Raw genomic sequence first — 26,462 nt, 5'->3', positions numbered from 1 at the left:
CTGCAACCGGCCGCCAGCCGGTGCTGTGCCGTGCCTGGCAGGCTGATGCAGCTCAGTCTGCCGGCGGATCCTGCGGGCCGGGAGGCCAGGCCCAGCCGGATACCACCGCACCCCGGAAACAGGCGGTGCAGGAGGCGTCAAGCTCCCGCGCCAGTGCCTTGCGGCGGGCCTCCCAATCCCTCCGCAGCAGCCCGACGGTGATCATGTCGAAATACCGGCCTTCAGCGAACCAGGCCTCCCGCATTCTGCCCTCCGTTTCGAAGCCGGCGCGTGCGGTCATCCGCTGACTGCATAAATTGTCTTCACGATAGTAGGATGTAACGCGATTTAGCCCGATCTGGCGGAAGGCAAAGTCAAGAACCAGCGCCGTTGCGCGAATGCCTATGCCCTGCCTGCGGCTATTCTCGTCGATAAACAGCGCGATGACGGCATCGCGATTCACGGCTGTAATGCTTTCCAGGCCGGATACGCCGCACAGCTCTTCGGTGCCCGTGGTGATGGCAAACCAACATCTGCTGGATTTTCTTGTGGGATCCGCGGCCTGCCCCCAGGTGTCCTCCATGCCCGCGGTGCTAAAAGGCACCCTGCCAGAGCGGTCAAAACGGGCAAGATCAGTGACATTCTGAAACCAGCCGGCCATTGCAGCGAAGTCATCCGTTTCCAGGGGGCGGAGCTGGAACGCTGCTGGCTGCCGCTCTGACATGTGCTGATTCCCCCGCTCTTAGGCGCCCCCTTGTTTCGGTGCCAACGCAGCCGGAGGGGGACTGGATGACCGACAATACCACATTCCCGCCCGTATTTCGAAAGGCTGCCGTTTGCTTTGCGGCCCGAAGTCCTCTTCCGGGCCAAACGGCCATGCGGAAACGGGAGAAGGCTGACGCTGAATGGCTTGGAGAGCGAATTTTCGAATCTTGCGACACAAGAAACATCGAAACCGTTGTCTTTTGGGGTTGCAGCCCTGAGGCAGTAACAGTAAACCCCGCCGCAGTGGACCGATAGCTCAGCTGGATAGAGTACTTGACTACGAATCAAGGGGTCGGGGGTTCGAATCCTCCTCGGTCCGCCACTTTCCGAATTACCGGGTGAAATTAAGTTCCGCCGCTTGGCGCAGAAACTTGCCATTTTCGGGTCACCGGCATCCCTGTGTGCGTCTCCTGTTCCGCCAGTGCCGAGGCCATCCTGATTTTCGCTTCCAAAGACCTTGCTTCCTCCGGCTGCCTGGCGCGCGAGAGCAAAGCCCAGGTTGGGCTGGCCAAGGTACGAACAAGCGCGTTTTCGACTGCGATCTCATTCTGAACATTGCGGGTCGCGGGTGAAATGCCGCTGCTTTCCGCAAGCGCAATCTGCCTGAATATTGGCCAGTCGGCTGACATTACCGGATGTTGCGGCGGCGGTATTGCTGATGCCGGGAATAGAGCTTTGCTAGCTGGTTATGGCGGGCAAGTCAGCGGCAGCTGCCCCCTTCATTCATTGGCGACTTTGTCCATCGCTCGGCCGACAGTGAAACCGTGCAGCATGGTCGACAGCAGGATTGTCAGCCCAATCAGGGACCACAATTCCGGCTCGTTCACGAATTCAATATGGGCTCCGGCATAGCACAGGTAGTAGATGGAGCCGATACCGCGCACTCCGAAGACGGAGATGACCGCGCGGTCGCGGCGGCCGAGGCGCGTTCCGGCCAGCGACAGCCAGCCTGCCGCCGGGCGGATCAGCACGATCAGCAGCACTGCGATCAGCACAAGCGCCGACGTGAGATCTCCGAGGATCACCGGCAGCACATTGCCAAGCGCCACCAGCAGAAGAGCGGTCAGGGCGTGTTCGATGGTTTCGCAGAAATTGTGCAGCCGGAGGTGAAAGCGGTGCTCATTTTCGATCCGGCGCAGGGTCAGCCCCATGGCTGCCACCGCGATGAAGCCGTAGCCCTCGACCAGCTCGGTGGAGCCGTAGCACAGAAGCACACCCGCCAGCGCCACCACGCCGGAGCCGGTGTTGGCCAGCGCCGCGTTGCCGGGATAGATGAACAGAACCTGCCCCAGCACCCAGCCGCCGCAGATCCCCATCGCCGCCCCGGCGGCGATCCGGTAGACCACGTCGATGGCCGCCCAGTGCAGCAGCCAGCTCTGCGGGTCCAGTCCCTGCAAGGCGACGATAAGGCCCAGATAGACGAACGGAAAGGCCAGCCCGTCATTTAGCGCTGCTTCGGTCGTCAGGGTGAAACGCACCGGATGCTCGCCGCCCTTCAAAGGCGGTCCGACCTGCACGTCGCCGGCCAGAACGGGGTCCGTGGGGGCAAGGACCGCGCCCAGCAGGATAGCCCCCGCTGCGGTCATGCCGCCGATGCCCCAGCCCAGCAGCGCAACTGCGGCGATGGTGAGCGGCATTCCGATCAGCAGCAGCCGCAGTGTCGGCCCCCACCGCTTCCAGGGCCGCAGGCTGTCCAGCCGCAAGCCGGCGGCAAACAGCGACACGATCACAGTCAGCTCACTGACGATTTCCCAAGGTTTAGGATTCAGGCGCGGGTCCGGCACCGCCGGGCTGCCGGGCACCAGCCAAAAGGCCGCCATGCCCAGCAGAATGAGCAGAGGGGCTGCCGCAGGTTCCCGTGAGGAGACCAGCCGCGGCAGCCAGTGGGCAAGAATGATAACCGCACCCGCTGCGGCCAGCATCAAATGGTAAGGGGCAAATTCGAAAAACTCTGTGTGATCCATGGCCGCTACTGTACAGCAGAATCTCCTGTTGGCATCCGCAGGGGGTTCCAGCGGAGGCGCCGGGCCGTACAGCCGGATTCAGTCGGTCCAAGACAGCCCCGGTCGAGCCTGCGAGCGGGCCGCCCGTCTGCAGTCACTTGCCGCGGCCTGCGGCGCTGCTGCTGAGACGCCAGCAGATATGCTTGGCCCGCTCCACCAGGTCGGCGATTGCGGCCTCGCTTTCCTTGCCGTCCGCAGCCTCGATTTTTGCCGCGTCGTCCGACCAGTTTCCGATTTCGGCGGAAATCTCGGTCAGGTCGCCGCCGGCAGTGCCGTTCCCAGAGGGGGCGGTGCGGGCCATCTCATCCTGGCGCTCGGCCAGCAGTCCGCACATTTCAGCATGTATCTCTTCCAGCTTTGCGACTTTCAGTGCCATTTCATCCTCGCTTTCTGTGGTGAAGCCGCACCTCGGAGCCGCCTCGCGGATACGGGACGGTGTCCGGAGTTGCCCGGCTGTTTCAGCCCTGGCTGCTTCTGGCCTCATACCCTCAACGCAGACAGGGCGGTCAGAGTTTCAATGCAGCAGGTCCGGCGGCACTGATGCGCCGCCGGACCCGGAAGAGGCCGCCATTCAGGACCGGGTGCCCGTCAGCCTGCAGCTGTGAAATCGATGACCCGGTGCACGCCAACGTCCGGCTCGCCCGAGCCATCGCGCATTGCCGCATTCAGCATCTTCAGCCCGACCAGAACCGGGTTCGTGTCCGAAGCCCAGACTGCGGCTTCGCGCGGGCTTAATTGCAGCAGCGTGACCTTGGGATCGTCACGGCCCTTTTCGAACCAGGCACCAACAGGCGGGCTCCACAGCCGGTCGAGTGTGGTGCTGCTTTCGCTGACGGTGAGCGGCCCCTTGATCGAGGCATGATAGTCGCCCTTCTGGGACTGGTAGACAAAGGTTGCCTCGCCGCCAAGTCCGACTGCGCGGGCCAGATCGGTATCCGCAGAGGTAATGAACCAGATCGCGCCGGCATCCGGATCGGCAAAATGGGTCATCGGCTGCGGGTGCTGGCGACTGCCATCCACCGAAAGCATGCCTGCACGGGTGTCCCCGAGCCGCTTCCAAAGCTGGGCGGCGGCGTCTGCGTCGCTGTCAGGTCTGCGGGCCATATCAAATACCGTCCAGAATGCGGTCGACGGTCTGGCGAACCTCGTCCTTGGTCTTGCCCAGGCGCTGCTGCAGCAGCCCTTCGAGTTGTTCGCGCTCGCCCCGGGTCCGCTCCAGTTCATCGTCGGTCAACTCGCCATAGGCTTCGCGCAAACGGCCTTTGAGTTCAGTCCATTTGCCGGTGATGCGGTCGTCGTCCATGTCTTGTCCTCCTTGAGGTTCAGGGTTCGGGATCGAAATGAGCGCGCCGCGGTGCGGCGTCGTAAGGAGAACGCGGCGGCGGCGGCAGGGTTCCTTGATTGTCTGGCCGGAAAGGCGGTGCCCGCGCCCGGCGGCGGAGTTTCGCCGGGTCCCGCAGTTCCGCCGCACCATAGCGCAGCCGCTCACCGGCGGCAGCGCGCCGGCAGAAAGCAGGCCAGGAACCCGGAGGTTTTTGTGAGAAGGCGGTAAGGCTACGCGGCGCTTAAATCCGGAAAACATTGGCGGCTACCGGGCGACACGTAGTCTTGCCACTTGCGACAGCACCTTTCCTTTTCGTGCCTCCAGCATCCCCGGCCGCACGTCCTGTTCCACCAAAGGCGAAGACGTCCTTGATTTTCACTACGGAAAGCCTCGTATCTTCCTGACGGCAGGCGGACCAATCATCCAGGAAGTGCTACCCCGACTTCACCCTTCGCAGGAGTAGCTCCTTTGGCAGCACGGCGGATTGCACCGAAGCTGTCAGTGAATACTGTTTGAAGGGTAAATTCAAACAGTCTTTTCGCTGCGGCCAGGATCAATCATCAAGGAGCGGGACTTTTCTGAACTTTGCCGCAGGAGCATTTCAGAACTATTTCGGATCCCCGTCGAACAGGATCCTGCCTCGAATGCAGACGTTAATATCCGATGCAGTGATGGGCAGGTTTCGGTCTGTTTCAGGCTCGTCAAATAGCTGCTGCATTCGTAAGCCGCGCACTGTCTTGCAGATAGTCTACTGCTGGAATGCAAAAGGAATTGCAGTCACTTGACTTCGCACATACAGATTCATCGTGGAGCTGCTCCTCCAGAATTTGTCGCAGATCACCTCGCAAAATGGCGGGCATCAGCGAACGGTAAATGGTGCCGCAACCCGCCGCATTAGCTCCTTCTCCTCAGCCTTCGACGCTGACCGGCACTTCCATGCCGTGCTCCTTCAGGAGCGCGTGGCGGCGGGCGGTCTTCAGGTCCTCGGCGACCATCTCGGCGCACATCTGCTGCACCGGGATCTCCGGCACCCAGCCCAGCTTCTCCCTGGCCTTGGCCGGGTCGCCCAGCAGCGTCTCCACCTCCGCCGGGCGGAAATAGCGCGGGTCGATCCGCATGATCACGTCGCCGGCTTTGAGCGCCGGCGCCTTATCGCCCTCGACCGCCGCAACGGTGGCAATCTCGTCCACGCCCGAGCCGGAGAACTCCAGGTGGATGCCCAGCTCGGCGGCCGACCAGGCGATGAACTGGCGCACCGAATACTGCTTGCCGGTGGCAATGACGAAATCCTCCGCCGCCGCCTGCTGCAGCATCATCCACTGCATCCGCACGTAATCCTTGGCATGGCCCCAGTCGCGCAGCGCGTCGATGTTGCCCATATAAAGGCAGGGCTCCAGGCCTTGCGCGATATTGGCTAGCCCGCGGGTGATCTTGCGGGTCACGAAGGTCTCGCCGCGGCGCGGGCTCTCGTGGTTGAACAGGATGCCGTTGCAGGCATACATGCCATAGGCCTCGCGGTAATTGACCGTGATCCAGTAGGAATAGAGCTTGGCCACCGCATAGGGCGAGCGCGGGTAGAACGGCGTGGTCTCGCGCTGCGGCGTCTCCTGCACCAGGCCGTACAGCTCGGAAGTCGAGGCCTGGTAGAAGCGGGTCTTCTTCTCCAGCCCGAGGAAGCGGATCGCCTCCAAGAGCCGCAGGGTGCCCATGGCATCGACGTCGGCGGTGTATTCCGGGCTCTCGAAGGAGACCGCCACATGGCTCTGGGCGCCGAGGTTGTAGACCTCGTCGGGCTGCACGTCCTGCAGGATCCGGGTCAGGTTCGAGCTGTCGGTCAGATCGCCGTAATGCAGCTTGAAACGGGCGTGATCCGCATGCGGGTCCTGGTAGATGTGGTCGACCCGCTGGGTGTTGAACGACGAGGCCCGGCGCTTGATGCCATGCACCTCATAGCCCTTCTCCAGCAGAAACTCCGCCAGGTAAGACCCGTCCTGGCCCGTGACGCCGGTGATAAGTGCCTTTTTCAATGTTTGATCTCCGCAATGCGCTGCTCCCGGGAGGCGCCCGCCAGGCGCCGCAGGATGGCTTCGTAGCTGTTGAAAATGGTGGCGCGGTTCATGTGCTGCTGCACATAGGCCCGGCCGGCCTCGCCCATGCGCTGCTGCCGCGCCGGATCGCCCAGAAGCTCCGCCACCTCGGTGCAGAGGCGGGCCTCGTCATCCGGGTAGACGCAGATGCCCGCGCCGGACTCCCGGGCCAGGACATCCAGCGGGCTGTCCGGCTCGGCAATGCAGACATAGGGGCGGCCGGCCGACATGATCGAGAACAGCTTGGAGGGCAGCGCATAATTCGCCACGTTCAGGGCCTGGGGCACCAGGTGGACATTTGCGCTCTGCAGCGAGGCCATGAATTCCTCTGCCGGGGCCAGCTCCAGGAAACGGGCCTTTGCGATGCCGCGCCGGGCCGCCTCCGCCTCGATCCGGGGGCGTTCCGAGCCGCCGCCCCGCATCACGATCTCAACCTCCGGCATGGTGTCCGACAGATGCGACAGCAGCGGCAGCAGCTGGTCCAGGTTCTGCTTCTTGCCGAAGTTCCCGGAATACATCACCCGCACCGGGGCGGCCGGGCTGATCGGGGCTTCTTCCGCCGCCTGCGACCAGATCGGCAGCACCGTGACCGGCCGCCGGCAGCCGATCGCCTCAAGCTCCCGCTTCATGCCCTCGGTCAGCACCACGACTTCATCCGCGAAGCCGAGGCCGATCCGCTCCGCCAGGCGCATGATCTTCAGCATCAGCGGATTGGAGGCGATGCCCAGCGAGGCGGCCAGGCCGCTTTCGATGTCATGGACCACGGCGATGACCGGCGCGCCGGAGCGCAGCTTCAGCGCCATCGCCCCGTAGAGGGTGAGAACGCTTGGGACATAGGCAATGATGGCGCCGGTCCGGCGGTGGGTGCCGCGCAGCGCATGCCAGAGCGCCCGGCGCAGGAACCGCAGGTCGTTGCGGACCCGGTCCTTGAAGCCGCCGGAGCCGCGCGCCTGCACCGCAACGCGTTCGATGGCGATGCGGCCAAGCATTTCACGGTCGCGGGCGCCCTCCGCCCAATCGCCGAAAGGCTCTATGCTGGGGTAATGCGGCCGGAACGTCAGCGCCGAAACCGCATAGCCCCGCTCCGCCAGATATTCCGCCAGCTCCCGGCAATAGGGCGCCGAGCCGATCTCCTCGGGCCAGAAATAGGGCGAGAGATAAAGAACCGGTTCCGCAGATGCACTCATTATGAACGTTCTTTCCAGTTAACCGCGCGCATAGACATCTTCGTAGCGCACGATGTCATCCTCGCCGACATAGGCGCCGGTCTGCACTTCAATCAGAACCATCGGCACCTTGCCGGGGTTCTCCATCCGGTGCACCGCGCCCAGCGGCACATAGACGCTTTCGTTTTCGGTCACGAGTTTCACCTCGCCGTCCACCGTCACCTTGGCGGTCCCCTCGACCACGATCCAGTGCTCGGAGCGGTGGACATGGCTTTGCAGGCTCAGCGCCGCGCCGGGATGCACCAGGATCCGCTTCACCTGGAACCGCTCGCCCACCGCCAGGCTCTCGAACCAGCCCCAGGGGCGGTGGTCCTTGGGGAACTGGGTGGCCTGGGAGGCGCCCTTCTTCTTCAGCGCCGCCACCGCCAGCTTGACGTCCTGGGCGCGCGACTTGTCGGCCACCAGCACCGCGTCGTTCATCGCCACCGCCATGATGCCGTCCAGGCCGATGCCGACCACTTCCAGCCGTTCGCTGTCGGCGCGCAGCAGCGTGTCGCGGCAGTCGATCGCGGTGGCGCCGCCGCTGGTAACGACACCCTCCGCATCCGGCCCGCTCCCGCGCCAGACCGCGTCCCAGCCGCCCAGGTCGGACCAGGCCGCATCAAAGGGCACCACAGACAGGTTTTCCGCTTTTTCCATCACCGCATAATCGATCGAGATATCCTCGGCGCGGCCCCAGGGCTCCGGCGCCAGGCGCAGGAAGCCGAGATCGGGCTGAGCCTGGTCCAGTGCCGCCTGCACCGGGGCGGTCAGCGCAGGCGCATGGGTCTCGAAAGCGGCAATGATATCGGCGGCCCGGAACAGGAAGATGCCCGCGTTCCACTTGAAATTGCCTGCCGCCAGCATGTCGGCGGCGCGGGCGGCATCCGGCTTTTCCACGAACTGCTTGAGCGGCACCGCGGCGCCGTCCGGCCCCGGCAAGGCGGCCAGTTCCAGATAGCCATAGGCGGTTTCGGCATGGGCCGGGGTGATGCCGAAGGTGACCAGCCGGCCCTCCGCCACCGCCTCAAGGCCCTTGGCAACGGCGGCATGGAAGGCCGCGGTGTCGGGAACCACATGGTCCGAAGGCGCCACCAGCAGCACCGCACCGGGATCTTCCGCCTGGGCGCGCAGGGCGGCGGCCAGCACCGCAGGCGCGGTGTTGCGCCCCTCCGGCTCGATCAGGATGGCGCCGGGGTCGATGCCGATGGCCTGCAGCTGCTCGGCGACGATGAAGCGGAAACCGGAATTGGTCAGCACCATCGGCGCGGCAAAGCGCAGGCTGTCTGTCTGCCCCGCCAGCCGCCGGGCCGAGGCCTGGAACAGGGTCTCTTCCCCCATCAGGGGCACGAACTGCTTGGGATAACTCTTGCGCGACAAGGGCCACAAACGGGTTCCGGAGCCTCCGCAGAGGAGGACGGGAGTAATCAACATGACTAATACTCGATCAAAGCTCGCTTGCATCCGGTCCTAGTGAATGCTCGCCTCACTGACAAGCCTTAGGGCTGTGCCGCAGCAAAAATTTCATCATATGGTTTAGGGACATGAGCGGAAGCGCAACTTCCAGACTGAAAAACTGCGAAGAAACGCGATGTTTGAGTGCGGTGAGCTTTCGGCTGCCGGCCCAGAAGATTCTTCGGGATGAAAAATGAACACGGCCAAACAGCCAGGGCAGCGATATCGGTACTCTTGGGCCAGGCGGGTCTTGCCACCGACCGGCGGAACACCGCCGCGCTGGCGCAATATCGGGCTTTCAGGCTGAGCTGGCCTGATACGGCGCAACCTGCGGCCGGGAAACCCCTTGGCCTTCGCAGTTCAAGCCGCATATGTACAGAGCCTGGAGCAGTGCAAAACCGGGACAGGCCTATCGCCCTGTTCTCAAAATCCATTCAAAGGAGAGACCATGAGGCAGGGGCTGATCTCCAGGCCGGTATTCTTGCGTCTGGCCGTTTTTTTGCTGGCGGCTGTGGCCGAGGCAGTGGCCATCCGCCTTCTAACCCACAAGGAGGGCCAGTTCTTCTGCGGCAACGTGAATGCATATATGCTCTGCCGAGGCATGCGAACGCTTCCCCTGAGCGTTATCTTCATGAGTCTGGCTGTCATTCTGATGGCGGCGTTCCGCCCCCGGATCTGGCAGAGCTATATGCGCCTGGCGGACACAGAACCGCCCCGCCGCATCCTCTCAGCCGGGCTGCATCTGCTGGGGGCGGGACTGCTGTTCGCCCCGCTTTGGTGGTTCTCGCTTCCGGAACTGGAAGCGCGCTTCAGCTGGGCGGCGCCACTGTTTCTGGCTGGCGCAGCGCTTGCCTTCCTCGGCGCTGCGCTCTGGCTCTTGCCCTTGCGCGCCTGGAAACAATGGTTTCTAGGCAGTGACGCCTTCCTGCCGCTTGTCGCCGCCGGTTGTTTTCTGCTCCCGCTGGTGGTTGAAGCCACCGGCTGGCTTTGGGGCGAAAACCGGGCCTTGACCCAGTTGACATTCGAGGCAGTGAGCCTGGTTTTTTCCGCAGCCGGAACGGAAATCTCCAGCCTGCCTGGAGACCGTGTCATCGGCCTCAACGATTTTGCCGTCCGTGTTGCCGCGGGGTGTTCCGGCGCCGAAGGCGTGGCCCTGATGACGGTTTTCATGGGTATTTATGCTCTATTGGCCCGTCCAGCGCTGCGCATGAAACCCTATTGGCTGGTTCTGTTCCCGCTGGCGGTCAGCCTCAGCTGGGCCTTCAACATCCTGCGCATTTCCGTGCTGATCTGGCTCGGTGCCTATGTCTCGCCTGAATTGGCAGTGGAGGGGTTCCATTCCTACGCGGGCTGGCTTCTGTTCTCTCTGCTGGCATTTGCGGTTCTGGGCATCGCGCACAACATGGCCTTCTTCCAGAGGAGCATTGCCGGGTCTTCTTCCCAATCCGCCCCCTCCCTGACGGCGGATCCGCTGTTTGCCAGGATCGTGCCCTTCATCCTCTTCATGATCAGCGGCACGCTGACGCCGCTGTTCTGGGAAACCCCCGCCGACGGCTACCCGCTGCGGGCGGCGCTGATGCTGCTGGGGCTGATGCTGTTCTGGCCCGCGCTGCGGGCGTTCAGCTGGCGGGCCGGGCCGCTGGACTGGCTGGCGGGCGGTGCGGTGGCGGCGCTGTGGCTGTGGACGGCGCCGGAAAGCCCCGGCGGCGGCACCGCGGCGCCGGATCTGTTCTGGATCCTCTGCCGCCTGCTGGGCACGGTGCTGCTGGTGCCGGTGATCGAGGAGCTGTTCTTCCGCGCCTATGTGCTGGAGCGCCTGGCCGGCGGGCCCGGCGCGCCCGCCTGGCGGCGCCTGGCCGGGCTGCTGGCCAGCAGCCTGCTGTTTGCCGCGCTGCACGGCCGCTGGCTGGCCGGGGGCCTGGCCGGGGCCGTCTTCGGGCTGCTCTACCTGCGCACCCGCCGCCCTGGCGGCGCGGTGCAGGCGCATATGCTGGCCAATGCCCTGATTGCCGCCGCCGCTCTCGCCGCGATGGATTTCAGCCTGCTCTGATCCGGCCAGCCCGACCCGGTCCGTGCCGCCGGAACCGGGCTTCCGGGCCGGGCGCAGACCCTTAAAATTTTCCTAACATGAGTGCTAAAGTGTTGATAATGTACTAACTTTTGCCACATCTGCAACCCGGTCAGCGCGCAACGCTTTCTTAATCAGTCTCCAACGCCCGTTAACGCTTTGGAGGCCTGACCATGCTGGCACAGAACATCGCATCTTCGGCAGCCGCCCTGCTGGGCCGCAGCCGCACCGCTGCAAAAGCCGCGGCCGCCCTTGGGCTGGCCCTGATGGTGCTGCAGCCCGCCGCCGCCGCCGCCCAGCAGACCTATGTGGTCGGCAGCGACCGCGGCGGCTATCTGCATGACCGGCTGATCGAACTGAAAAACCTGCAGCAGAACGGCGTCCGGGTCGAGATCCGCGGCAAGGTCTGCTACTCCACCTGCACCATGTTTCTCGGACTGCCGGGCGCCTGCGTCGACCCGGCCACCACCTTCGGCTTCCACGGCCCCTCGCGCGGCGGCCGCCGCCTGGCGCAGGATAAGTTCGATTATTTCAGCCGGGTGATGGCGCAATATTATCCGGCGCCGCTGAAGAGCTGGTTCATGGCCGAAGGCCGCAACCGGATTTCCGGGGTCCACAAGATCAAAGGCAGCGAGATCATCCGCATGGGCGTGCCGGCCTGCCGCAGCGCCTGAGCCTGCCCGTTTGCACGTCGCGGGCAGGGGACCGTTCCCGGCTGATTATAACGCGCCCGCTGCGCAGCTCCGCGGCGGGGGCATGATCTTCTGCGCTGGTTCCTTCACGGTCAGCAGGCCCGCGCGCCGCACACTCGAAATCAGGCGCTGAGCAAGCCGGCTTCCGGTCTCCATTCTTTTCAGGAGGATAGGGGATTTGCCGCAATGCAGATTGGAATGCGGCCGGGCGCACAATAAATTCGTATAATCCGTATTATGAATAATAATTTAAAGAACCGCCTGCAGCGGAAAACAAAAACGGGCCTCAGCTGAGGCCCGTTTCCAAAAGATGGCGGTGCCGCCGGTCTGGCGGCAGACCGGAAGATCAGTTGGTGGTGGTGGTGGTGGTGGTGCTGACGGAATCGTCGTCGTTGGCGATCAGGGCAAGCGCAGCCAGGCCGGCCAGGGCGCCGGCAACGGCGCCTGCGCTCAGGCCGCCAGCGTTGCTGAGGCTTTCGTCTGCGACGACGACCGGAGCGGCCGGGACGGACTCCAGGTTGCCGGCCTGGGCGGCCGAAGCCATCGCGGCCAGGGTCAGGGCGGTGAGAAGATGTTTCATTTCAAACTCCTTTGGAGAACTGTGAAAGATGCGTTGAGGCGATCTTATGAGAGGCGGATTGTTATTTCAACGTATGGAATAGCGGCAAAACTGTTGAAAACCCGTTTGCATCGCGGATTTTTTCCGCCCGTTGCCGCAATGCCGCGGCGGCGGGGCGGAAAACCGCCGCCGCCTCACTGCCGCAGCTGGCGGATTCGCAGATATCCGGTCTCCGGGCCTGCCCACTGCCGCGATTGCCAGACCTGGAGGCTCCCGGCGCGGGAATCAACCCAGTAGTCGTTGACCACCACCCCGCCGGCCCCTTCGCAGCGCTCCTGCAGATGGCGGGCCGGATGGGTGATCTCGACAATTTCCACCGGTTCCGGGCCCAGGTCGTGCAGGCTGCAGGCCATGTTCAGCACCCGCTGGCCGTTGCCGTCGGCGCGCACGGTATAGCGCCGGGCGCCGCCGCGCGCCGGGCCGCCCGCGCCGTCCGCGGCCGGCACCTCAGCCGACAACAGCCCGCCGCCCAGGCCGCGGGTGGCAATCACCATGCCCTGGCGCAGGGCAACCGAGACATTGTCCTGGGTGCGCCAGACCTCAACCTGCCCGGGATGGCTGTCGCGGCGCTCCAGGGCGCGGGTCAGATAGGCCGTGGCCCCGCGGTTCTCGATGGTGACCTCGATATAGGCCTGGGTCTGCTTGTCCAGCAGCGCCCGGGTCAGCTCCGCTGGCGGCGGCGGCGCGCTGCGGCGGCGGCTGAACTGCTCGGCCACCGCCTGCACCACTTCCAGCCCGGCCTTGGTCTTTTCCGGCCCCTTGCTGCAGCCCGCCAGCAGCAGCGCAGCGGCCAGGGCGGCGGCGGCCTTCCGGATCATGTTCATGCTCATTCCCAGAACCTCGCGCGCTGGTCTTCCAGGCTCTTGCGGTGGGCCTCGCGCACCGGCCCGTAAAGCCGGTCCGGCACCGCCACCCGCTGGCCGCCGTCGCGCTGGGTCGGGCGGATGGTCAGGCCGAAGCCGGAGCGCGACGGCTTGCCCAGGAGCCAGTCGACCGGGATGCGGAAGACGAATCCCTTGTCAAAGGAGCCCTCGCCGAAATCCTCGGCCGAGACATCGGTCAGCGTGAAGAAGGCGCCGACCAGGAAGCCGTTGCCGAACTCCCGGTTCAGGCTGACGGTGCCGCCGTAGTCGCCGGCCAGGTAGCGGCCCGCGTCAACCTGCAGCAGATAGCCCTTGCCCAGCTCGGCATAGGCCGAGGCATGGCCGGTGAAGGTCTTGTAATCGCGGAAGGAGAACCGCTGGTCGAAATCGCGCTGCACCACATAGTTGGCCTCCAGCCCGAAACCGATGCGGCTGTTCACCGGCTTCCACAGCAGCTCGCCGGAGACGCCGCCGTACATCGCCTCGAACAGGCCGGCGGTGGCACGGGCATAGAGATTGCGGCCGGGTTTCCACAGGCGGCTCACATAGAGATTCTCCAGGGTGGTGCCGAACTGGGCGTATTCGCTCTGGTCGGTGCGCACATGCGGCAGCACCGAGTTGGAGGCGCGGCCGTTCTTCACATTGCCGGCCAGCCGCTGGCGGATGGTGCCGGCGATGCGCCAGCCCGGGGCCGGCGCATAAGACGCTGCGAAATCGATGCCCGCATCGATCCGGAACGGCTTTTCCGGGTCGAAATAGGCGGGCTGGGTATAGGGGCTGACGGAGGTGGCAAAGGCCGGGTACAGCCCGCCGGAGAACAGCGCCTCCGGCGGCAGCGCCCCGGCATCCTGCACCCCGGCGGAGGCCATCAGCGCATCTGCTGCGTCGGGGTCGAACTCCAGCGCCTCCAGGTCGGAGCGGCGGATTTCAATGGCCGAAAGCCCGGTGCCGCGGTGCACCGGCACCAGCCGGAAGGTCTCCACCGAGGGCGGCATGGTCTGCGCCAGGGCGCGGGCGGCGCGGCCCGCCGCCTGGCTCTGCGAGCGGTAGCGGATGTTGCGGTAGCGCAGCTCGGCGCTGGTGCCGGTCAGGGTGACCGCCTCCAGCACCAGCCCGTCTGCCTTCAGCGCCTCGGCGGCCCGGTCGCGGACGGTGCGGGACGCGGCCTCGCTGGCGGCCCAGTCCTGGCGCCAGTGCGCCTCTTCCGTAGCCCATTGGCTGCGCGGGATGACGGGAGGCGGCGCCGGCACCGCCATCGGGGCGGGCGGGTGTTTCGGGTTGAGCTGGATCTGTGCGGTCAGACCGATCTCGGAGCCGTAGAGGTAATAGGCGCCCAGGCGCACCCGGTCGGAATACTGGTATTCCATCCCGAAGTTCAGCGAGGATTTGCGCTCGAAGACATCCGGCGCCCCGGTTTCCAGCGCATAGGCGTCGGTGGAATATTCCGCCTTCAGGCTCCAGCGCTCGTCGGGCTGCCACTCAAAGCCGGCAAAGGGCGCCACATCGCCGCGGAACCACTGGTCGGTGGCCAGCTCGCCGCCGGTGTCGCCGGCCACGAAGGACGGGCGGCTGCCGATGGAGCCGATGGCGCCGTGGCTGCCGAGCCGCCCCCAGCCGAGGCCTGCCGAGACCTTCAGCCGGCCGGGCCCGCGGCCCCAGCCCAGGGCGGCGGCCTCGAACCGCTTGGTGGCGACGAAATACTCCGCCGCATAGATCCCGGTGCCGGCAAAATCCTGCAGACCCATGGTGACCTCGGGCAGCCAGCGCCGCTCGCGCCAGAGCCGGGCGCGCACATCGAAGCCGCGGTCGTAATAGGTTTGGAACCCGGCGATCAGCGCGCCGTTGCTCTTGATTCCGTTGTAGCGGAAGGAGGCGCTGAGCCAGGGCAGCGCCTGGAAGGTGATGTTGTAGCGGCTCTGGCCCGCGAACCAGGAATAGCTGACCGCATACTGGCCGTCGGGCAGCATTTCCGCGCTCGGCATGTCGATGATGCCGGGGCTGCCGTAGAAGTTGAGGCTGGGCGGCGGCAGCGGCTTCAGCCGCGGCGCCGCGGCTTCCGTGCCCGGCGCCGCCTGCGGATCATCGCGGGTGATCTCCGGCCGCTCAGCCTGCCCCGGGGCGGCGGTGAGGCACAGCAGCGCCGCCGCGGCCCGCACGGCACCGCCAATAGCTCCGGTCCTGCGCAGTAGGGTCTTGATCGGGGTCACGGGGAAACCTGCCTTTTGGAACTGCCTGCCGCCGGTCTCCGCGGTCCCGGCCTGTTGTCTGTTGCCCGCTTAGACCATGGCGGCGGCAGCGGATCAATTGCCGCCGGCGCCGGGGACCGCGGATTTGCGGCCGCTGCAGCCCTCAGGCCGCACTCCGGACCGCTCCCCGGGCCGCCTGAAGGCGGTCAGGAGCTCTTGCGCTCCGCAGCCGGCGGCTGGCAATAGCCCTCGACCCAGTGCCGCACCACCTGCAGCGCCGCCGCCTCGTCGCCCGCCGCCACCGCCTGGCGCAGGCTGCGCAGGAAGCCCGCCACCTCGATCTCCGACAGCACGGTTTCGCGGGCGCAGAAGATCTTCTGATGGCGGGTGTGGATCAGCTCCTCGCTCAGCGTCAGTTCTTCCTCCATCTTCTCGCCGGGCCGCAGCCCGATGATCTCGATGGCGATATCGCCGCCGGGATTGTCCGCGTCGCGCACGCTGTGGCCCGCGCTTTCGATCACCTGGCGGGCCAGCTGCAGGATCGGCACCGGCTCGCCCATGTCCAGCACGAAGACCTCGCCGCCCTTGGCCATGTCGCCCGCCTGCAGCACCAGCTGCACCGCCTCGCTGATGGTCATGAAGAAGCGGCGCACATTGGGATCGGTCACGGTGACCGGGCCGCCGCGGCTGATCTGCTCCTGGAACAGCGGCACCACCGAGCCGGAAGAGCCCAGCACATTGCCGAAGCGCACCATGGTGAACACCGTGCGGCCGCCGAAGCGGGTGGCCAGATCCTGCACGATCAGCTCCGCCATCCGCTTGGAGGCGCCCATCACATTGGCCGGGTTCACCGCCTTGTCGGAGGAGATCAGGATGAAACGCTCCACCCCTGCCCTGGCCGCCGCGCGCGCCAGGGTCTGGGTGCCGAAGACATTGTTGGCCAGCCCCGGCAGCGGGTTCGCCTCGACCAGCGGCACATGTTTATAGGCCGCCGCATGCAGCACCACCTGCACCTCATGGGCATTCAGCACCATCCGCACCTGGCGCGGGTCGGTGACCGAGCCCAGCACCGGCACCAGCTCGATGCCCGCCTCCCCGGCCAGCGGCCCCAGCTCCTGATGCACGGTGTAAAGCGCCAGCTCGCTGAGCTCGAACAGCACCAGTTTGGACGGGCGGCAGGCCAGCACCTGGCGGCACAGCTCCGAGCCGATCGAGCCGCCGGCGCCGGAGACCAGCACCGATTTGCCCTGGTAGGAGCCCGCTGCCTCCTTCAGCGGCACGTCGCGCGCCGCCCGGCCCAGGAAGGCCTGCGGCGCCACCGGCGTCAGCTTGTCGACCAGCGCCTCCTCGCCGATCAGCTGGGCGAAGGAGGGCAGCGCCTGCACCTCCAGCCCCAGTTTCTGCAGCCGCTGGGTGATCTGCGCCTGGCGCGGCTGGCTCTGCGAGGGCATCGCCAGCAGCACCCGGCGGATGCCGCGGGCCTGCACGATCTCGGCAATCCGGCTGGGCGCGAACACCGGCAGCCCGACCAGGGTCAGCCCCTGCAGCGAGGAATTGTCATCGGCAAAAGCGACCGGGTCGATGCCGTCATGCGCCTTCAGCGCCTGCGCCAGCTGGGTGCCGGTATTGCCGGCGCCGTAGATCAGCACCCGGCAGCGCGGCTTGGCGCGGCGGTAGACCATCAGCACCAGCTGCAGCATCGCGGCGCGGGCAACCACCATGAACAGGAAATAGCAGATCGCAAACACCATATGGGTGCCCGGGCCCAGCGGCGGCCCGAAGGCGGCGGTGAGCGCCGCCAGCCCCAGCGCGGTGCCGCCCGCCAGCAGCGCGCTTTGCGCCGCGGCATGGCGCTCATAGGCGTTGAGCTGCACATGGGGCAGCCCCAGCCACAGGGCCAGCCCGGCGGCACCGGCAATCACATAGGGCAGCACCGGCAGGAGCAGCCCCAGGGTGGCCAGCGCCGGGTCGGGCAGCGGCTGCACCTGCAGGGTGAACAGCAGCGCCAGCGGCAGCAGCGCCAGGTCCACCGCCAGGAAGACGCAGGATTTCTGCTTGCGCGACAGCGCGCTGATCAGGTTGTACATGCCTGTTTGCCCTTGAGTGCCTGCATTTCTGCCCTGTTGTTATTCCGCTTGCCTGTCCCGGCAGCGCCCTGCTGCCGGATAGCAGAAAAAAGTAAATCAAACACGGCCCCGATGCGCTGAAATCCGGTGCGCGGCCCATAAAACACAGTTTCTATCATAGCCGGTTTTCCCCATCCGGCAAAACGGCCGGCGGCGGAAACCCGCCGGATGCCCCTGCGCCCCGGGGCGCCTGCCCCGGCCGGGCGGTGCAGGCTATGCGGGAATCGCCGAATCCGTGTCTACCCGCGGCGGAATATATTGCCAATGGTCTGGAACACGATGTCGAAATCGAAGCACATGCTCTGATGCCGCTGGTAGATCAGGTCCAGCCGCGCCTTCACCGGCACGCAAAGGCGGGAATAGACCGCATGGGTCTCCTCCGGGCTGCCGCAGCGCGCCAGCAGCGCCGCCTCATGCTTGTGATAGGTGATCGAGGCAAGGCCGGTGACGCCGGGGCGCGATTTCAGCACCTTTGCATAAAGCTCCGGATGCGCCTCGACATACTGGCGCAGGGGCGGGCGCGGCCCGACAAAGGAGATGTCCCCCTTGAGGATGTTCCACAGCTGCGGGAACTCATCCAGCCGCTTGGAGCGCAGCCAGGCGCCGGTCCTTGTGATGCGCGCCGACTTGTCGCCGCCCGACACCCCGGTGTCCGTCTCCACCACCGTCATGGTCCGGAGCTTCCATAAGCTGAAAGGCTGGTCCACCCCCTTCATCCGCTCCGCCACATAGAACAGCGGCCGCCCCTCCTTCCACAGGAGCCACACAAGCAGCAGCAGCAGAATGGGGCCCAGCACCACGATCAGCAGGCTGGCAAAGAAAAGGTCGAAAATCCGTTTGCGCCAAGTCATCGGCGGCTCTGCTCCTGTCTCAATTGCGGCTCTAATCCGGCCCATTCCGCTGCCAGCTGTGCCGCATCCGCCGGGGCAAGCGGCACCGGCAGCAGCGCCTGCAGCCGGGACACATCCAGGGCCACCTCGGGGATTGCGGTGCCGGGCGCCGGGCGCGCGGCAAAGGGCAGGCCCGCCGCCTGCAGCAGCGCCGCCATCTCCACCGTGCCGGGCTGCGCGACATTCAGTGCGGGCGGCAGCGCGGGCCGTTGCAGCAGCGCGCCCAGCACCTGCGCCAGGCTGCGCGCCCCGATATAGCTGCGCCGCGGGGTGGCGCCATCGGCGAACCGGTCGAGGCTGAAGCCCGGCCGCCAGCCGCCAAGGATCGCGTCGAAGCCGGCGGTATTTCCGATCCGCAGGGAACAGACCGGCACGCCCAGCTCTGCCCCGAGCGCCGCGGCGCGGGCCTCCATCTCTGCCTTGGCTGCGCCATAGGCGCTGGCGGGATGCAGCGGGGCGTCCTCCGCCAGCAGGCCGGACCCGGCGCCGTAGACCGCCGCCGAGGACGCCAGCAGCACCCTTGCGCCCGCGCCTGCGCCGGCCCGCACCGCCGCTTCGCCCAGGCGGATATGGTCCGCCATCTCCCCGGCGCCCCGTCCGGGCACCGGCCCGGCCAGGCAGAGAACCGCGGCGGCGCCAGTTGCGGCGCGGGCCAGCGCCGCCGGGTCTTCCAGCGGATCGAACAGGCGCCAGCCGGCGTCCGGCTTGCCGGCAGCAGCCTGCGCCCGGCGCGCCTGCAGCCGCAGCGCCAGCCCTTCAGGCGGGCAAAGCTGCAGCAGCCGCCCGATGCGCCCTGTTGCGCCCAGAACCAATACGGCGTCTTTCGCCATCCCTGCTGCCCGTTCCTGTTGAACCCTCTTGCCCAGCCCAGTATCCTTTGCCCGGACAAAAATCAAAGCGGTTCCCCCGGCAGATGCCATGGCGGTTCCCAGAGCGCTTCAATGACAGGCTCCCGATGCTGAAACTTCTTCCCTGGCTGGCGGCTGCCGGCCTCTGCCTTCTGCCCGCAGCCTGCTCCCGCCTGCCCGGCGGCGCCCCCGCCAGCGAGGAGATCCTGAAGGAATCGGGCGAGGCGGATGCCAATTTCGCGCTTTATAAAGTGAACCGGGCGCTGCTGCCGGCGGTGGCGGCCTGGCCGCCGACCGGCAAGCAGGAGCGGCTCGGCTGGCTGCACGGCCACCAGGGCGCCAAGACCCAGATCATCCAGCCCGGCGATCTCCTGTCCCTCAGCATCTGGGACAGCAACGACAACTCGCTGCTGACCGCGACGGAACAGAAAATGGTGCAGCTGCAGGATATGAAGGTGGCCGCCAACGGCACCATCTTCATGCCCTATGTGGGCGATGTGAACGTCAACGGGCTGACCCCGGACCTGGCGCGCCGCAAGCTGCAGGAGGCGCTGGAGCCGGTGGTGCCTTCGGCCCAGGTGCAGCTGGCGATGGCCGAGGGGCGCAACAATTCGGTCGACCTGGTTTCCGGCGTCGCCCAGCCCGGCACCTATCCGATGCCCGACCGCAACTACACGGTGATGGGGCTCATTTCGGCGGGCGGCGGCATCAGCTCCAGCCTCAACAACCCGCAGATCCGGCTGGTGCGCGGCCAGTCGATCTATGGCACCTCGGTCGACACCCTGCTGAACAATCCCCGTCTCGACACCCTGCTGCGCGGCGGCGACCGGGTGTTTGTCGAGGAGGACGAGCGTTATTTCCTCTCCTTCGGCGCCACCGGCCGGGAAGACCTGCACATCTTCACCAAGGACGAGATGTCGGCGATGGATGCAATGTCGGTGGCCGGCGGCTTCCAGGACGGCAAGGCCGATCCCAAGGGCCTGCTGATCCTGCGCGAATACCCCGCGTCCGCCATTGCGCCGGGGGTGCGCGGCCCGCGCCAGCAGCGGGTGGTGTTCTCGCTGGATCTGACCTCGGCGGACGGGCTGTTCTCGGCGCGCCAGTTCCAGATCAACCCGGGCGACCTGGTGATGGCAACCGAATCGCCGGTTAACGACGTGCTGACCGTCTCCAACATCTTCGGCAACTTCTTCGGTGTCTTCAGCCGCGCCGGCGTGATCGAGTAAATCCTCCCCGCCCGGGGCAAGGAGGCCGCAAGACGCCGCGAAGCGCGCCTGTCCTTGACGCGGACAGCCTGAGCAAAATTAAAAAAGGCCTTGAAGGCGCACCTGCCCTTCAAGGCCTTCTCAGCAGCTCTTCCAAGCTTGCCTAACAGGCAGGCCTACTTCAGGAGCCTTTCCAGATAGGCGCCATAGGCATTCTTGGCGAATTTCTCCGCCCGGGCCTGCAGCTGCGCCGCATCGATCCAGCCCGCCTCATAGGCGATTTCCTCCAGGCAGCCGGTCTGCAGCCCCTGGCGCTGCTCCAGGGTGCGCACGAAATTGCCGGCGTCCAGAAGCGAGCCATGGGTGCCGGTATCGAGCCAGGCATAGCCCCGCCCCATGGTCTCGACCCGCAAGGCGCCTTCGTTCAGATAGCTTTGCAGCAGATCGGTGATCTCCAGCTCGCCGCGGGGCGAAGGTTTCACCGCCCGCGCCCGCTCCGGCGCGCTGCCGTCCAGGAAGTACAGCCCGGTCACCGCATAGTTCGACGGCGGCACCGGCGGCTTCTCGATGATTTCCCGGGCCGTGCCATCCGCCCCGAAGGCCACCACCCCATAGCGTTCCGGGTCCGCCACATGATAGCCGAACACGGTGCCGCCGGATCCCTGCCCGTCCGCAGCCGCCAGCAGTTCCGGCAGCCCGTGGCCGAAGAAGATATTGTCGCCCAGAACCAGCGCCGAGGCGGCGCCATCCAGGAAGTCTTCCGCCAGGATGAAGGCCTGCGCCAGACCGTCGGGCGAGGGCTGCACCACATACGTCAGCTCCACCCCCCACTGGCTGCCGTCGCCCAGCAGGCGGATGAACTGCTCCTGGTCCTGCGGCGTGGTGATCACGCAGATCTCGCGGATGCCCGCCAGCATCAGCACGCTGAGCGGGTAATAGATCATCGGCTTGTCATAGAGCGGCAAGAGCTGTTTCGACACCGCCATGGTGATCGGATAGAGCCGGGTGCCGGAGCCGCCTGCCAGGATGATGCCTTTTCTTGCGGTCATGAGAGCTCTCCCAAGTCTTTCAAAATCTGATCCAGCCCCGGCCGCCAGTCCGGCTGCGGGATGTTAAAAACCGTCTCCAGAGACGTGCAGCCGAGGCGCGAATTCAAGGGCCGCGCCGCGGGCGTCGGATAAGCGGAGGTGGGGATGTCTTCCACCGCGCAATCTACCCTCGCGCGGGCAAAGATCCCGCGCGCGAAATCCGCCCAGCTGGTCTCGGGCTGCCCGGCAAAATGATAGGTGCCGGACTTTCCCGGATCCTCCGCCAGCTGCCGCGCGATTTCCAGGCAGGCGGCGGCAATGTCCCGCGCCGGGGTCGGCGCGCCGGTCTGATCCGCGACGATGGTCAGCCGCTCGCGCTCTTTCCCCAGGCGCAGCATGGTTTTCACGAAGTTGGTCCCATGCGCCGACACCACCCAGGAGGTGCGCAAAATGGCATAGGTGCCGCCCGCCGCGCGCACCATCTCCTCGCCTGCCAGCTTGGAGCGGCCATAGGCGTTCAGGGGCGCGGTGGCATCGCCGGGCTGCCAGGGCGCTTCGCCGCTGCCGTCAAAGACGTAATCGGTGGAGACGGTGACAAAGGGAATGCCCGTTTCCGCGCAGGCGGCCGCCATCGCGCCGGGCGCGGCGCCGTTAATCACATTGGCCAGCGCCTCTTCCTCTTCCGCCTTGTCCACGGCGGTATAGGCGGCGGCATTGATCACCGCCTGCGGCGCGGCCTGGCGGATGGCGGCGGCGCAGGCCGCCGGATGGCTCAGATCCGCCTGATCCCGGCCCAGGCAGATGACGCCGTCATAAACTGCCAGTTCCTGCGCCAGCTGGCCGGTCTTGCCGAAAACCAGGATGGTCATGCCCGCGTCCTTTATGCTGCGCCCGGTTTTGCGCCGGGCTTTCCTCTTGCCCAAAATACCCCCGCCGGAGGCAGGCTTTCCAGCCGGAACAGCCGGAACGCCTTCACTTGCCGGTGCCCAGCCGCTGGCCGACGCCGTCGCGGTGCTGCAGGGCGCGCCACCAAGCCTCGTTGTCGAGATACCATTGCACCGTCTTCTCCAGCCCTTCCTCCACCGTCACCGAGGGCCGCCAGCCCAGTTCCTCGCGGATGCGGCTGGGGTCGATCGCATAACGCGCGTCATGGCCCGGGCGGTCGGTGACAAAGGTGATCTGGTCTTTGTAAGACTTCCCATCCGCACGCGGGCGTTTCTGATCCAGGATCCCGCACAGGGTGTTCACCAGCTCCAGGTTCGACCGCTCGTTCTCGCCGCCGATATTATAGGAGCGGCCCAATGCGCCCTTCTGCACCACCAAGAGCAGCGCATCCGCGTGGTCCTCCACATAGAGCCAGTCGCGCACGTTGGAGCCGTCGCCGTAGATCGGCAGCGGCTTGCCCGCCAGCGCATTGAGAATGACCACCGGAATGAGCTTCTCCGGGAAATGATAGGGCCCGTAGTTGTTGGAGCAGTTGGTCAGCACCACCGGCAGCCCGTAGGTCTCGGCCCAGGCCCGCACCAGATGGTCGCTGGCGGCCTTGCTGGCCGAATAGGGCGAGCGCGGATCGTAAGCGGTCTCCTCGGTGAACTGCACGGCGGGGTCGGCGGGCAGCGAGCCGTAGACCTCATCGGTCGAGATGTGGTGAAAGCGGAAGGCTTCGGGCTTGCCCGCCTGCATCCAGTATTTCCGGGCCGCCTCCAGCATGTTGAAGGTGCCGGTGATATTGGTCTCGATGAAATCGCCCGGCCCGTCGATCGAGCGGTCCACGTGGCTCTCGGCCGCCAGATGCATCACCGCGTCGGGCTGGTGGCGCTCGAAAACAGTGTCTAATGCGGCGCGGTCGCGGATGTCGCACTGCTCGAAAGCATAATCCGGGCTCTGCGCCGCCTCCGCCACATTGTCGAGGCAGGCGGCATAGGTGAGCGCATCCACATTCACCACCTGATGGCCGCGCTGGACCGCCAGCCGCACCACCGCGGATCCGATAAAGCCGGCGCCGCCGGTCACAAGCAGTTTCATGGCTTATCCTTCCCAGGTGAACGGGCTGTCGAAATCCGCAAGCGCGGGCGCTGCGGCGTCCTTTTCGCTGAGCACCGGCGTGCCCCCGAAATCCCAGTCGATGCCGCAGCTGTCCCAGGCCACCGCGCCGTCGCAGTCGGGCGCATAATAATCGGTGCATTTATAGACCACCTCGGTGTCCGGCACCCGGGTGATAAACCCGTGCAGGAAGCCCTTGGGCACCAGGAGCTGCCTGCCGTTCTCCGCGCTCAGCTCGATGCCGAACCAATTGCCGCAGCTGGGCGAGCCCTTGCGGATATCCACCGCCACGTCGAACAGCGCGCCGCGGCCGCAGCGCACCAGCTTGTCCTGGGCATGGGGCGGCGCCTGGAAATGCAGGCCCCGCAGGGTGCCGGCCTCGCGCGACAGCGAGTGGTTGTCCTGCACGAAATCCAGGTCGATCCCGGCCTCCTGCATCCGCCGCCGGTTCCAGCTTTCGCTGAAAAACCCGCGCGCATCGCCGAACCGCGCCGGTGTCAGCACCTTCAGCCCCGGCAGACCCGTTTCCTCAATCTGCATTCCCGCCCTCACGTCATCGCATCCAAGCCTGTGCCACTCCTAGCCCCGCGCTGGCGGCAGGGCAACAGCCGCGGCAGAACTCCGCCCGCGCGCGCCCCGCGCTTGCATCCCGCTGCCGGCCCCGGCAAGCATGGTTCCATGAAAATCCTGTTTGTGCATCAGAACATGCCCGGCCAGTACCGCGAGCTTGCCCCCTGGCTGGCGGCGCAAGGGCAGCATGAGATCGTCTTTCTGACCCAGCGCGAAGGCGTGCAGCTGAAGGGCATCAAAACCGTTGTCTACAAGCCCTTCCGCACCCCGGAACAGGACGCCTTCGGCCTCTCCAAGGACTGGGAGGCAGCGGCCGGCACCGGCCTCGGCGCGGCGCTGGCGGCGCGGCAGCTGAAGGCGGAGGGCTTCACCCCCGACATCATCATCGGCCACACCGGCTGGGGCGAACTGATGTTCATGAAGGACCCCTACCCGGATGTGCCGGTGATCGGCTTCTTCGAGTATTTCTACCGCACCACCGGCGGGCTGGTCGGCTTCGATCCGGAAAACCCGGCCAACGACCAGGCCTATTTCTTTGCCGAGGCGCGCAACTCTGTGCCTTACGCCAGCATCGAGCAGGTCGATCTGGGCCATGTGCCCACCGCCTGGCAGCGCGACCGCTTCCCGGAAAGCTTCCATTCCCGCATGTATCTCTGCCATGACGGCATCCGCACCGACACGCTGCGCCCCGATCCGCAGGCCTCGGTGAGCCTCGGGCGGCTGGAGCGCCCGCTCACCCGCGAGGACGAGGTGGTGACCTACATCGCCCGCAACATGGAGCGCGCCCGCGGCTTCCACATCATGATGCGCGCCCTGCCCCGGATCCAGGCGCAGCGCCCGGATGCGCGCATCCTGATGATCGGCGGCAACGAGACCTCCTACGGCGCCGAAAGCAAACACCCCGCGGGCTTGCGCGGCGAGATGGAGGACGAGCTGGGCGGCAGCGTCGACTGGAGCCGGGTGCATTTCCTCGGCAGGGTGCCCTACGCCGACCTCACCCGGATCATCCAGATCAGCCGCTGCCACATCTACCTGACGATGCCCTTCGTGCTCAGCTGGTCGCTCCTGGAATCGATGGCGATGCAGGCGACGGTGGTGGCGGCCGACGTGGCGCCGGTGCGCGAGGCGATCAGCCATGGCGAGACCGGGCTGCTGGTCGATTTCTTCAGCCCGGAAAAGCTCGCCGATCAGGTGGCGGACGTGCTGGCCAATCCCGGGGACTACGCCCATATCGGCCCCAATGCCCGCGCCCATGTGGTGGAGAAGTATGATTTCCTGAGCCGCTGCCTGCCGGAGCATATCGCCCGGATCAATGATCTCGTGCCGGAGGCGCGGAGAATTAAGATCTAGCCGGAGGCGCGGAGAATTGAGATCTAGCCCGAGGCGCGGCGGATCAGGATCTGACCCCGAGGCGGAAAATCAGGCTCTATTCGGGCCAGTTCCCGGGTCGGGTCAAGAGCGGCGCCCCGGGGCTTTTCAGAAACACCGGCTTGCGATACCGGCCGGATGCGGCGGGCCCCGGCCCCGCCCGCATCCGGCAAGCGGCGCCTCCGGCCGCAGGGCCGGGACGCCTGTTGCATGTCCGGCGCAGCGCGTGCGGCCGGCGGCCGCGGTCAGTGGCGGGGCGCCTGCGGCGGCAGCTGCTCGGAGGCCCAGAGCGCGGCCTGGGTGCGGTTCTTGGCGCCGATCTTGCGGAAGCAGGTGCGCAGATGCACTTTCACCGTGGCTTCGCAGATCCCCAGCTCATTGGCGATGCTCTTGTTGGTGGCGCCTTCGGTCAGCTTGGCCAGGATCAGCCGCTCGCGGTCCGACAGCCCGTGCCGCGGCGGCGGGCTGGCGGGCGCCGCCGCTTCTGCCGTCTGCGGCTCCGCTCCGTCCGGGGCGTCCGGCGCGCCGCCTGCCGCGCCCGACAGCACGATACGGTAGCCGTCCTGCACCACCTGCAGCGCCGCGATCAGCGCGCCGGCCGATTTGCGCTCCGGGATCACCGCCTCGGCATAGCGGCTGAGCCGCACCTGGGCGGCGGCCGGGCAGTCATCGCCGGTGATCAGGATCAGCGGCACCGCGCCGTTGCGGGCGCGGAAGGCCTGCATCTCCTCCAGCAGCGCCTCGCCAGTGCCATGGCTGTAGCACAGGACCATATCCTGGGACGGCAGCTGCGGCAGTTCCGCCAGGGCGCCGCAGCAGCGCCCGGTTTCATAGTCATTCGCTTCACAGATGGTCAGAAACATATCCCTGAGAAGCCTGCTTTCCCCCACAACGTGAACAGGCATAAAAAAACTCCTTTACTCGTAACATGCCGGATCCCGGATCCGGCCCGTCCCCCTGGAGCGCGCTGCTGCCGCCGGCCCGCCCCCGCAGACCGCCGGATTGGCAATGCGCTGCCGCCCCCCGGAACACACTTCACCTGCTTGCCGCCGCCTGGGCCCCGGCAGCGCCCCCGCGCCGCCGTTTCCGGATCGTGATAAATACAGAACACGCCCGGAAAAAACGTCCCGGGCCAGGC

25 protein-coding genes and 1 tRNA gene are annotated in these 26,462 nt (G+C 66.2%); 5 read left to right on the top strand and 21 right to left on the bottom strand.

Annotated elements, in window-relative coordinates; translation table 11 throughout:
• Window positions 1-52 precede the first annotated feature (52 nt).
• Window positions 53-703 (bottom strand): GNAT family N-acetyltransferase, encoded by a 651-nt coding sequence (locus tag KUV26_RS16420; protein ID WP_222509129.1) that lies wholly within the window; start codon window positions 701-703, stop codon window positions 53-55.
• A 286-nt stretch (window positions 704-989) separates the two neighbouring features.
• Between KUV26_RS16420 and KUV26_RS16415 the strand changes: the two genes are divergently transcribed.
• Window positions 990-1,066 (top strand) — tRNA-Arg (locus tag KUV26_RS16415).
• Between the two features lie 22 nt (window positions 1,067-1,088).
• On the opposite strand, the gene KUV26_RS16410 is transcribed toward KUV26_RS16415, so the two are convergent.
• The 8 genes from KUV26_RS16410 to KUV26_RS16375 all read right to left on the bottom strand — a co-directional run bounded on the left by KUV26_RS16410 (window position 1,089) and on the right by KUV26_RS16375 (window position 8,797).
• Window positions 1,089-1,373 (bottom strand): hypothetical protein, encoded by a 285-nt coding sequence (locus KUV26_RS16410; protein WP_222509128.1) that lies wholly within the window; start codon window positions 1,371-1,373, stop codon window positions 1,089-1,091.
• Between the two features lie 90 nt (window positions 1,374-1,463).
• On the bottom strand, window positions 1,464-2,708 hold the full coding sequence (locus tag KUV26_RS16405; protein WP_222509127.1) for a cation:proton antiporter: 1,245 nt from the start codon (window positions 2,706-2,708) through the stop codon (window positions 1,464-1,466).
• Between the two features lie 133 nt (window positions 2,709-2,841).
• Entirely contained in the window at window positions 2,842-3,123 is a 282-nt protein-coding gene (locus tag KUV26_RS16400; protein ID WP_222509126.1) for a hypothetical protein, read from the bottom strand.
• 212 nt (window positions 3,124-3,335) lie between these two features.
• Window positions 3,336-3,851: a pyridoxamine 5'-phosphate oxidase family protein gene (locus KUV26_RS16395; protein WP_222505840.1), complete on the bottom strand. Its 516-nt coding sequence runs from the start codon at window positions 3,849-3,851 to the stop codon at window positions 3,336-3,338.
• Between the two features lies 1 nt (window position 3,852).
• The gene (locus tag KUV26_RS16390) at window positions 3,853-4,050 is read right to left on the bottom strand and encodes a CsbD family protein (protein ID WP_222505841.1); all 198 of its coding nucleotides are present in this window, start codon (window positions 4,048-4,050) and stop codon (window positions 3,853-3,855) included.
• Window positions 4,051-4,979: 929 nt separating this feature from the next.
• Window positions 4,980-6,098 (bottom strand): GDP-mannose 4,6-dehydratase, encoded by a 1,119-nt coding sequence (gene gmd / locus KUV26_RS16385; RefSeq protein ID WP_222505842.1) that lies wholly within the window; start codon window positions 6,096-6,098, stop codon window positions 4,980-4,982.
• Window positions 6,095-7,345, bottom strand: coding sequence for a glycosyltransferase family 4 protein (locus KUV26_RS16380; protein ID WP_222509125.1), 1,251 nt, complete (start codon window positions 7,343-7,345; stop codon window positions 6,095-6,097). The genes gmd and KUV26_RS16380 overlap by 4 nt, the downstream gene beginning before the upstream one ends.
• Before the next feature lie 18 nt (window positions 7,346-7,363).
• The gene (locus KUV26_RS16375) at window positions 7,364-8,797 is read right to left on the bottom strand and encodes a mannose-1-phosphate guanylyltransferase/mannose-6-phosphate isomerase (protein WP_222509124.1); all 1,434 of its coding nucleotides are present in this window, start codon (window positions 8,795-8,797) and stop codon (window positions 7,364-7,366) included.
• A gap of 469 nt (window positions 8,798-9,266) precedes the next feature.
• On the opposite strand from KUV26_RS16375, the gene xrtE reads away from it, so the two are divergent.
• Together xrtE and KUV26_RS16365 are read left to right on the top strand one after the other, a co-directional pair.
• Window positions 9,267-10,868, top strand: a complete 1,602-nt coding sequence (xrtE, locus tag KUV26_RS16370; protein WP_222509123.1) for an exosortase E/protease, VPEID-CTERM system — start codon at window positions 9,267-9,269, stop codon at window positions 10,866-10,868.
• A gap of 191 nt (window positions 10,869-11,059) precedes the next feature.
• Complete coding sequence (locus KUV26_RS16365) at window positions 11,060-11,560, top strand: hypothetical protein (RefSeq protein WP_222509122.1); 501 nt, start codon at window positions 11,060-11,062, stop codon at window positions 11,558-11,560.
• A gap of 364 nt (window positions 11,561-11,924) precedes the next feature.
• Here the strand turns inward: KUV26_RS16365 and KUV26_RS16360 are convergent, their stop codons facing one another.
• The 7 genes from KUV26_RS16360 to KUV26_RS16330 form a co-directional block, all read right to left on the bottom strand.
• Window positions 11,925-12,158 carry a hypothetical protein gene (locus tag KUV26_RS16360; protein WP_222509121.1) on the bottom strand — a complete coding sequence of 78 codons (234 nt, stop codon included), beginning with the start codon at window positions 12,156-12,158 and terminating at the stop codon, window positions 11,925-11,927.
• 173 nt (window positions 12,159-12,331) lie between these two features.
• On the bottom strand, window positions 12,332-13,021 hold the full coding sequence (locus KUV26_RS16355) for a YjbF family lipoprotein (RefSeq protein WP_261399943.1): 690 nt from the start codon (window positions 13,019-13,021) through the stop codon (window positions 12,332-12,334).
• Between the two features lie 2 nt (window positions 13,022-13,023).
• A complete protein-coding gene (locus tag KUV26_RS16350) occupies window positions 13,024-15,267 on the bottom strand; it encodes a YjbH domain-containing protein (protein ID WP_222509119.1) in 2,244 nt (747 codons plus the stop codon).
• 185 nt (window positions 15,268-15,452) lie between these two features.
• Window positions 15,453-17,333, bottom strand: coding sequence for a polysaccharide biosynthesis protein (locus KUV26_RS16345; RefSeq protein WP_222509118.1), 1,881 nt, complete (start codon window positions 17,331-17,333; stop codon window positions 15,453-15,455).
• Window positions 17,321-17,491: a hypothetical protein gene (locus KUV26_RS16340; RefSeq protein ID WP_222509117.1), complete on the bottom strand. Its 171-nt coding sequence runs from the start codon at window positions 17,489-17,491 to the stop codon at window positions 17,321-17,323. Before KUV26_RS16340 ends, KUV26_RS16345 begins: the two co-directional genes overlap by 13 nt.
• A gap of 120 nt (window positions 17,492-17,611) precedes the next feature.
• Entirely contained in the window at window positions 17,612-18,223 is a 612-nt protein-coding gene (locus KUV26_RS16335) for a sugar transferase (RefSeq protein ID WP_222509116.1), read from the bottom strand.
• A complete protein-coding gene (locus tag KUV26_RS16330; RefSeq protein ID WP_222509115.1) occupies window positions 18,220-19,092 on the bottom strand; it encodes an NAD-dependent epimerase/dehydratase family protein in 873 nt (290 codons plus the stop codon). The genes KUV26_RS16335 and KUV26_RS16330 overlap by 4 nt, the downstream gene beginning before the upstream one ends.
• A 125-nt stretch (window positions 19,093-19,217) precedes the next feature.
• Here KUV26_RS16330 and KUV26_RS16325 point away from each other — a divergent pair, with 125 nt between their 5' ends.
• Complete coding sequence (locus KUV26_RS16325; RefSeq protein WP_222509114.1) at window positions 19,218-20,336, top strand: polysaccharide biosynthesis/export family protein; 1,119 nt, start codon at window positions 19,218-19,220, stop codon at window positions 20,334-20,336.
• Window positions 20,337-20,491: 155 nt separating this feature from the next.
• Here KUV26_RS16325 and rfbA read toward each other — a convergent pair whose 3' ends face one another.
• From rfbA to rfbC, 4 genes are all read right to left on the bottom strand, one after another.
• Window positions 20,492-21,364: a glucose-1-phosphate thymidylyltransferase RfbA gene (gene rfbA / locus KUV26_RS16320; protein WP_222509113.1), complete on the bottom strand. Its 873-nt coding sequence runs from the start codon at window positions 21,362-21,364 to the stop codon at window positions 20,492-20,494.
• Window positions 21,361-22,212 (bottom strand): dTDP-4-dehydrorhamnose reductase, encoded by an 852-nt coding sequence (rfbD, locus tag KUV26_RS16315; protein ID WP_222509112.1) that lies wholly within the window; start codon window positions 22,210-22,212, stop codon window positions 21,361-21,363. The genes rfbA and rfbD overlap by 4 nt, the downstream gene beginning before the upstream one ends.
• Window positions 22,213-22,315: 103 nt before the next feature.
• Window positions 22,316-23,368: a dTDP-glucose 4,6-dehydratase gene (rfbB, locus tag KUV26_RS16310; protein WP_222509111.1), complete on the bottom strand. Its 1,053-nt coding sequence runs from the start codon at window positions 23,366-23,368 to the stop codon at window positions 22,316-22,318.
• 3 nt (window positions 23,369-23,371) lie between these two features.
• Window positions 23,372-23,926: a dTDP-4-dehydrorhamnose 3,5-epimerase gene (gene rfbC / locus KUV26_RS16305; RefSeq protein WP_222509110.1), complete on the bottom strand. Its 555-nt coding sequence runs from the start codon at window positions 23,924-23,926 to the stop codon at window positions 23,372-23,374.
• A gap of 138 nt (window positions 23,927-24,064) precedes the next feature.
• On the opposite strand from rfbC, the gene KUV26_RS16300 reads away from it, so the two are divergent.
• Window positions 24,065-25,306 carry a glycosyltransferase family 4 protein gene (locus tag KUV26_RS16300; RefSeq protein WP_222509109.1) on the top strand — a complete coding sequence of 414 codons (1,242 nt, stop codon included), beginning with the start codon at window positions 24,065-24,067 and terminating at the stop codon, window positions 25,304-25,306.
• Between the two features lie 263 nt (window positions 25,307-25,569).
• Here KUV26_RS16300 and KUV26_RS16295 read toward each other — a convergent pair whose 3' ends face one another.
• A complete protein-coding gene (locus KUV26_RS16295) occupies window positions 25,570-26,229 on the bottom strand; it encodes a helix-turn-helix transcriptional regulator (protein WP_261399942.1) in 660 nt (219 codons plus the stop codon).
• Window positions 26,230-26,462 lie beyond the last annotated feature (233 nt).

The sequence above is a fragment of the Leisingera daeponensis genome (assembly GCF_019801465.1).
Classification (GTDB): domain Bacteria; phylum Pseudomonadota; class Alphaproteobacteria; order Rhodobacterales; family Rhodobacteraceae; genus Leisingera; species Leisingera daeponensis_A.
Note: the sequence above shows the minus strand (reverse complement) of the source record. Positions and strands in the feature narration are given on the sequence as shown.